This is a genomic window from Deinococcus budaensis (assembly GCF_014201885.1).
Classification (GTDB): Bacteria; Deinococcota; Deinococci; order Deinococcales; family Deinococcaceae; genus Deinococcus; species Deinococcus budaensis.
Genome location: NZ_JACHFN010000023.1, coordinates 22,998 through 29,777 on the forward strand (window position 1 = coordinate 22,998; position 6,780 = coordinate 29,777).

General features: G+C 64.3%; 8 protein-coding genes. All 8 read left to right on the forward strand.

The genetic code is table 11. The features are described 5' to 3' along the window. Window positions 1–93: 93 nt before the first annotated feature. From purC to HNQ09_RS18280, 8 genes are read left to right on the forward strand one after another with little or no spacing between them, the layout of a single operon-like run. Window positions 94–804 (forward strand): phosphoribosylaminoimidazolesuccinocarboxamide synthase, encoded by a 711-nt coding sequence (gene purC, locus HNQ09_RS18245; protein ID WP_184031960.1) that lies wholly within the window; start codon window positions 94–96, stop codon window positions 802–804. Between the two features lie 29 nt (window positions 805–833). Continuing rightward, window positions 834–1,085, forward strand: coding sequence for a phosphoribosylformylglycinamidine synthase subunit PurS (gene purS / locus HNQ09_RS18250; RefSeq protein WP_104989533.1), 252 nt, complete (start codon window positions 834–836; stop codon window positions 1,083–1,085). After that, on the forward strand, window positions 1,082–1,453 hold the full coding sequence (locus HNQ09_RS18255) for a cupin domain-containing protein (RefSeq protein ID WP_184031961.1): 372 nt from the start codon (window positions 1,082–1,084) through the stop codon (window positions 1,451–1,453). Before purS ends, HNQ09_RS18255 begins: the two co-directional genes overlap by 4 nt. Then, complete coding sequence (purQ, locus tag HNQ09_RS18260) at window positions 1,450–2,118, forward strand: phosphoribosylformylglycinamidine synthase subunit PurQ (protein ID WP_184031962.1); 669 nt, start codon at window positions 1,450–1,452, stop codon at window positions 2,116–2,118. Before HNQ09_RS18255 ends, purQ begins: the two co-directional genes overlap by 4 nt. Continuing rightward, a complete protein-coding gene (gene purL, locus HNQ09_RS18265; protein ID WP_184031963.1) occupies window positions 2,115–4,355 on the forward strand; it encodes a phosphoribosylformylglycinamidine synthase subunit PurL in 2,241 nt (746 codons plus the stop codon). Before purQ ends, purL begins: the two co-directional genes overlap by 4 nt. After that, window positions 4,352–5,785 carry an amidophosphoribosyltransferase gene (gene purF / locus HNQ09_RS18270; protein ID WP_184031964.1) on the forward strand — a complete coding sequence of 478 codons (1,434 nt, stop codon included), beginning with the start codon at window positions 4,352–4,354 and terminating at the stop codon, window positions 5,783–5,785. The genes purL and purF overlap by 4 nt, the downstream gene beginning before the upstream one ends. Before the next feature lie 5 nt (window positions 5,786–5,790). Further along, window positions 5,791–6,252 (forward strand): hypothetical protein, encoded by a 462-nt coding sequence (locus tag HNQ09_RS18275; RefSeq protein WP_184031965.1) that lies wholly within the window; start codon window positions 5,791–5,793, stop codon window positions 6,250–6,252. Next, window positions 6,239–6,712 carry a hypothetical protein gene (locus HNQ09_RS18280; RefSeq protein WP_184031966.1) on the forward strand — a complete coding sequence of 158 codons (474 nt, stop codon included), beginning with the start codon at window positions 6,239–6,241 and terminating at the stop codon, window positions 6,710–6,712. Before HNQ09_RS18275 ends, HNQ09_RS18280 begins: the two co-directional genes overlap by 14 nt. Window positions 6,713–6,780: the final 68 nt, after the last annotated feature.

A 6,780-nucleotide genomic window follows, 5' to 3' on the forward strand; every position in this document is an offset into this window, starting at 1 on the left:
GAGGCCCCCGAATGACCAGCCACGCGCACCCACGAGCGTCTGCCCGATCTTTTGCGGGAGACGCTCGCCTTACCTTTTCCAGGGAGTCCCGGCATGAAGCTTGAGCAGCGTTACGAGGGCAAGGCCAAACGGGTCTACGCGACCGCAGACCCGCACGAGTACGTCGTGGAGTACAAGGACGACGCGACCGCCTTCAATGGCGTGAAAAAGGCCCAGGTTGCGGGCAAGGGCGAGATCAACAACGCGATCACGGCGCACCTTTACCCCTTGCTGGAAAGGGCCGGGATTCCGACACACTTTCTGGAGAGGCTGAGCGACCGCGAGCAGCGGGTGCGGGCGGTCGAGATCATCCCCGTCGAGGTGATCGTGCGGAACGTGGCCGCCGGGAGCTTCTGCAAGCGACTGGGGCTGGAGGAGGGAACGGAACTGGCCCGCCCCGTCGTCGAGTACTGCTACAAGTCCGACGCGCTGGGCGACCCCCTGATCAACACCGACACGGCAGTGGCGCTGGGCTGGGCGACCGAGGAAGAGCTGACGCGCATCCGCGAGCTGGCGCTGAAGGTCCGCGATTTCCTCACGCCCTATTTCGAGGCACGCGGCATCCGCCTGATCGACTTCAAGCTGGAATTCGGCCGCACCCACGACGGTCAGGTCGTGCTGGCCGACGAGATCAGCCCCGACACCTGCCGCTTCTGGGACGCGGCGACGGGCGAGAAGCTCGACAAGGACCGCTTTCGCCGCGACCTCGGTGGGGTCGAGGATGCCTACGCCGAGATGCTGCGCCGCGTGACGGCCCTCGCCTGACCTGCCCCTGCACCCCCCACGAGGTTCCCATGCCCCAGTACCAAGCCAAAGTCTTCGTCACCCTCAAGCCGTCCATCCTCGACCCGCAGGGCCGCACCGTCGAGCGGGCGCTGTCGCACCTCGACCACACCAACGTCTCGGGCGTACGGGTGGGCAAGCTGATCGAACTGACCCTCACGGGCGAGCGCCCCGAGGTCGAGGCGCAACTCGCGGGCATCACGCGGGACGTGCTGAGCAACCCCATCATGGAGGATGCCCGCTGGGAGCTGGAGGAAGCATGACCACCCCCCAGCCCGTCAACCTGGAGCAGAAGTTCGGCCTCTTTGCCGAGGCGTGGAGTCCCAAAGTCGTGGGGGAGCTGAACGGCCAGCAGGTCAAGCTCGCCAAGTTCCGGGACGAGTTCATCTGGCACGCCCACGAGCACGAGGACGAGCTGTTTCTCGTCGTGCGCGGAACGATGCGGATGAGTTTCCGCGACCGCGAGGTGCTGGTGCGCGAGGGCGAATTTCTGATCGTGCCGCGCGGCGTGGAGCACTGCCCCGCCGCCGAGGGCGAGGAGACGTGGGTGCTGCTGCTGGAACCCGCCTCGACTGTGAACACCGGCACGGCGGGCGGCGAGCGCACCGTGACCGACTTGGAGCGCCTGTGAGGACCGCCGTCATTCAATTCCCCGGCTCCAACTGCGACGCCGACGCCCTGCACGCGGCCCGCCTGACCCTGGACCCGGAGGCGCGGTTCGTGTGGCACACCGAAGCCGGACTGCCGGAGGGCACCGAGCTGGTGTTCCTGCCGGGCGGCTTTTCCTACGGCGACCACCTCCGCTCGGGCGCGATTGCCGCCCGCAGCCCGATCATGGAGGCGGTCAAGGCGCACGCCGAGCGCGGCGGCTTCGTGCTGGGCGTGTGCAACGGCTTTCAGGTGCTGACGGAAGCGGGGTTGCTGCCCGGAGCGCTCTCGCGCAACCGCGACCTGCACTTCCACTGCGCCCCGGTGCATCTGCGGGTGGAGAACGCGCACACGGCCTTCACGGGGGCGTATGACCCCGGCCAGACCATTGAAATCCCCATCGCGCACGGCGAGGGCAACTACTACGCCGACCCGGAGACGGTCGCCCGGCTGGAGGCCGAGGGCCGCGTCGTGTTCCGCTACGTGGACAACCCCAACGGCTCGCTGAACGACATCGCCGGAATCGTGAACGAGGGCGGCAACGTGCTGGGCATGATGCCCCACCCCGAACGGGCGGTCGAGGCGCTGCTGGGGAGCGAGGACGGGCTGGGGATTTTTGAAAGCCTGAAAGGGGCGCTGGTCAAGTGACGCAGGTGAACTCTCTCCGCTCCCAGGCCACCACCTTCGGCCTGACCGAGAGCGAATATGACCTCCTCGTGTCGGGCATCGGGCGTGAGCCGAACGCGCTGGAGGCCGCCATCGTGGGCGCGATGTGGTCCGAGCACTGCGGGTACAAGAACTCGCGGCCCCTCTTTTCGGCCTTTCCCACGACCGGGCCGCAGGTGCTGCAAGGCCCCGGCGAGAACGCGGGCGTGGTGGACATCGGGGAGGGGTGGGGCGTGGCCTTCAAGATGGAGAGCCACAACCACCCCTCGGCGGTGGAACCCGTGCAGGGCGCGGCGACGGGCGTGGGCGGCATCCTGCGCGACATCTTTGCGATGGGGGCGCGGCCCTTTGCCGTGCTGGACTCGCTGCGCTTCGGTAACCCCGACTCCCCCCGCACCCGCTTTCTGGTGAACGGCGTGGTGGAGGGCATCTCCCTCTACGGCAACGCGATCGGCGTGCCCACGGTGGGCGGCGAGGTGACCTTTCACCCGTCGTATCAGGAGAACCCACTGGTCAACGTGATGGCCCTGGGCCTACTGCGCCACGAGGACTTGGCGAAGGGCACGATGGGCGAGGTCGGCAACCAGATCGTGTATGTCGGCTCCAAGACCGGGCGCGACGGGCTGGGCGGCGCGGTCTTCGCGTCGGCGGACCTCAGCGACGCCTCGCAAGCCGACCGCCCCGCCGTGCAGGTGGGTGACCCCTTCATGGAGAAGCTGCTGCTGGAGGCCACCCTGGAGGCGATTGAAGCCGGGCTGGTCGCGGGCGTGCAGGACATGGGCGCGGCGGGGCTGGTGTCCTCCACCTGCGAGATGGCCTACCGCGCCGGGCTGGGCATCACGATGGACCTCGACCTCGTGCCCACCCGCGAGGAAGGCATGGTGCCGATGGAGCTGTGCCTGAGCGAGTCGCAGGAGCGGATGATTCTGGTCCCCGTGCCGGGCCGGGAACAGGAGCTGCTGGACCTCCTCGCCAAGTGGGAACTGGACGTGGTGACGATTGGGGAAGTGGAGGCCCACGACCGCTACCGCCTGACCTGGCGCGGCGAGGTGGTGTGCGACCTGCCCGTCGCCCTGCTGAACGAGGCTCCCAAGTACACCCGCGAGGGCGTGGAGCTGGAAGAAATCCGGGCCAAGCGCGAGCGCGACCTGAGCGGCGTGCCCGTGCCCGGCGACCTCGGCGCGGTGCTGGTGGACCTCCTCTCGCACCCCACGATCGCCTCCAAGCGGCCCATCTTTGAGCGGTACGACCATCAGGTCATGACGAACACGGTGGTCGTGCCCGGTGCCGCCGACGCCGCCGTGCTGCGCGTCAAGGGCAGCGGCATGGGCGTGGCCGCGACCTCGGACTGCAATCCGCGCTTCGTGTATCTGGACCCCTATACCGGAGCCGCCGCTGCCGTCGCGGAGGCCGCTCGCAACCTCGCCTGCGTGGGGGCGACGCCGCTGGCGATCACGGACAATCTCAACTTCGGCAACCCGCATGAGCCGGGCGTGTACTTCCAGCTTCAGCAGGCGGTGCAGGGCATCGCGGACGCGTGCCGGGCGCTGAACACGCCAGTCACGGGCGGAAATGTCAGCCTGTACAACCAGTACGCGGAAGGCGATCACAAGGTCGCCATCCACCCCACGCCGACCATCGGCATGGTGGGCGTGCTGCCTGACGTGACCGTGCGGGCGACGCTGGACCTCAAGGCCGGGCCGCACGTCCTCTACCTGCTGGGCGAACACGCGACGGGCATCGGGGCCTCGCAGTATTTGGAAACGGTGCATGGGTTGGAGGCGGGGCGGGTGCCGGATCTCGACCTGGGGCTGGAGGCGAAAGTCATCGCCGGGACGCTGACCCTGATTCGCGCCGGGCTGACGACCACCGCCCACGACGCCTCGGAGGGCGGGCTGGCGGTGGCCCTTGCGGAGATGGCGATTGCAGGCGGGCAGGGCCTGAAGGTGCTGCTGGACGCGCCGGAAGGCGTGCGCCCCGACGCCCTGCTGTTCGGGGAGGCGCACAGCCGCGTGATCGTGGCCGTGGCGGTGGGCCACGAGCAGGAGGCCCAGGACGTGCTGGAGGGCCTCGGCGTGCCCTACACGGCGCTAGGCGAGAGCCTGCCGGGGAGTGACCGGGTGACCATTGCGGTGAGTGGGGCGAACGTACAGTTGAGCGTGAACCTCGACACGCTGCGCACCGCCCATGAAACCCCCCTGCGGGAGATTCTGGGATGATCTTCGACCCGGCGACCGACAAGCCGCAGGACGAGTGCGGCGTCTTCGGGCTGTATTCTCCCGCGCCGGAGGACCTCGCGTGGCTGACCTACCTGGGCCTCTTTGCCCTGCAACACCGGGGGCAGGAGGCGGCGGGCATGTGCGTCAGCGACGGCGACAAGTTCCACGTCGACAAGGACCTCGGGCTGGTCACGCAGGTCTTTGACGAGCGGCGGCTCGACGGCCTGCGTCTGCCCAACGCCCGCGTGAGCATCGGGCACGTGCGCTACTCCACGACCGGCTCCAACCTGCGGTTCAACGCCCAGCCGCTCACCACCCGCACGAACAAGGGCATCCTGGGACTGGCGCACAACGGCAACTTCGTGAATGCCCGCGAGGTCCGCAGCGGCATGCTGATGGAAGGGGCGCTGTTCCAGACCACCAACGACTCCGAGGTCATGCTCAACCTGATCGCCCGCGAGTCGCACATGGACCTCGTGGAGGCGACCGCCAGCGCGATGAAGGAGCTGAAGGGCGGCTACGCCTGCGTGCTGATGAGCCGCACGCAGCTTCTGGGCTTCCGCGATCCGCACGGGGTCCGGCCGCTGGTGATCGGGCAGCGCGAGGGGACAGGTGGAGCGGGGGGCGCGTGGGTGCTGGCCTCCGAGCCGTGTGCCCTTTACGCCGTCGGTGCCCGCCTGATCCGCGACGTGCAGCCCGGCGAACTGGTGTGGTTTGACCGGGACGGCCTGCACTCGCTGATGGTGGAACCGAAGCGGCCCACCCCCTGCTCTTTTGAATGGATCTATTTCGCCCGCAGCGACGGCGCTCTGGACGGGGTGGACATCCACGAGAGCCGCCTGCGCATGGGTGCACAACTGGCCCGCGAGAACCCCATAGAGGCCGACATCGTGGTGCCCGTGCCCGACTCCGGCATCGGCGCGGCGATCGGGTACGCCCGCGAGAGCGGTATCCCCTTCGACTACGGTCTGTACAAAAATCCCTATGCGGGCCGCACCTTTATCGCCCCCACCCAGGAGGCGCGGGAGCTGAAGGTCAAGATGAAGCTCTCGCCCACCTCCGCCGTGCGGGGCCGCCGGGTCGTGCTGGTCGACGACTCCATCGTGCGCGGCACCACCAGCCGCCAGATCGTGAACCTGCTGCAGGATGCGGGCGCCACTGAGGTTCACTTCCGCGTTTCCAGCCCGCCCATCACGCACCCGTGCTTCTACGGCATCGACACCGCCGCCCGCAAGGAACTCGTCGCCAGCACCCACAGCGTCGAGGAAATCCGGCAACTCATCGGCGCGGACACCCTCGCCTTTATCAGCGAACGCGGGCTGCGGGAGGCCATCGGCGGCTCCGGCCTGTGCGGAGCGTGCTTTACTGGCGAGTACCCGGCGGGTACGCCGCTGCTGAACGATGTGGATAAGCTGGCTTTGGAGGTGTAATTCAAATGGATTTACAAAGTATACAGCTCACCGCCAGCGCAGTAAGGCAAAGTTTCACAGAGCTTAATCCCTACTATAGATCGCAACTGCTTCCAGTGTTGGAAGGAGATGATTTGGAACTTGTTAAACAGTTCTTATTCTGTGCTTTGAACTACCGTACAGCAGCAGACAGTTTAGTAGTAGGCACAGAAAATTTATTCCAGCTAAATAGGCAGCAGCCAGAACATTCTGATATCCCTGAAAGTTTGGAGGTGGAAACTGGAGCCTCATATATAGAGGATATTAGGTTCTGCTATCCAAGTGAGGATGGCAATGCCGCAGAAGAATCTGGCATATCATTTAATCAGGAGTCCAGATTAATCATAGGAAATTTATCCTCCCTCTTACGTCAAGATATTAATTCACTTGTAAGTTTGGTGGGTGAGGATATTATAACTTCTCAGGAAGAGTATAATGACGGCGAGTAGTACTAAAACCCTCACCGAGTCTGATTTTGTTAAACAGATTATTGCGAACTCGAATGCCCTTAGTAGCCATTTAACTAAACCAAGTAAGACCGGCAAGTCCTCCTTAGGACTAGATGGATATTTAGAGTTCTATATCTTTAGCGTCGTCGTACGAGCGATGAAGAAAAAGGGATTTAGCTGCTTATACTTTAATAGAGATGCAAATCAGCGTTTTTTAGTCCCACAAGCAGGACATAACATATCTTCTAATTTTTCATATGTTAAATTTGTTAAGCCGAGATGTGACGAATGGGTATGTAAAGAAGCACACATTAGTCTATTTGTAAAAGGTGCTTCAGGAGTAAAGCAAGAGGCGGACGTGTGTGTATTGCCTATCGGTAATGGAAAGTATTATAGAAACTCAGGAAAGACTTTTGAGTGCGTACAAAGAAATCTCTCTAGGGGTCAAAAGTCAGGGTGAGGTATGAGAAGTCGGCTCCTGTACGGTGTTTTCTGCGATGAAGAACACCCGGAGCCGACCCCCTCAAT

Bases quoted from the DNA above. Each gene is read 5' to 3' on its own strand.
- purC (WP_184031960.1), top strand. From the start codon at position 94: ATGAAGCTTGAGCAGCGTTACGAGGGCAAGGCCAAACGGGTCTACGCG.
- purS (WP_104989533.1), top strand. From the start codon at position 834: ATGCCCCAGTACCAAGCCAAAGTCTTCGTCACCCTCAAGCCGTCCATC.
- HNQ09_RS18255 (WP_184031961.1), top strand. From the start codon at position 1,082: ATGACCACCCCCCAGCCCGTCAACCTGGAGCAGAAGTTCGGCCTCTTT.
- purF (WP_184031964.1), top strand. From the start codon at position 4,352: ATGATCTTCGACCCGGCGACCGACAAGCCGCAGGACGAGTGCGGCGTC.
- HNQ09_RS18275 (WP_184031965.1), top strand. From the start codon at position 5,791: ATGGATTTACAAAGTATACAGCTCACCGCCAGCGCAGTAAGGCAAAGT.
- HNQ09_RS18280 (WP_184031966.1), top strand. From the start codon at position 6,239: ATGACGGCGAGTAGTACTAAAACCCTCACCGAGTCTGATTTTGTTAAA.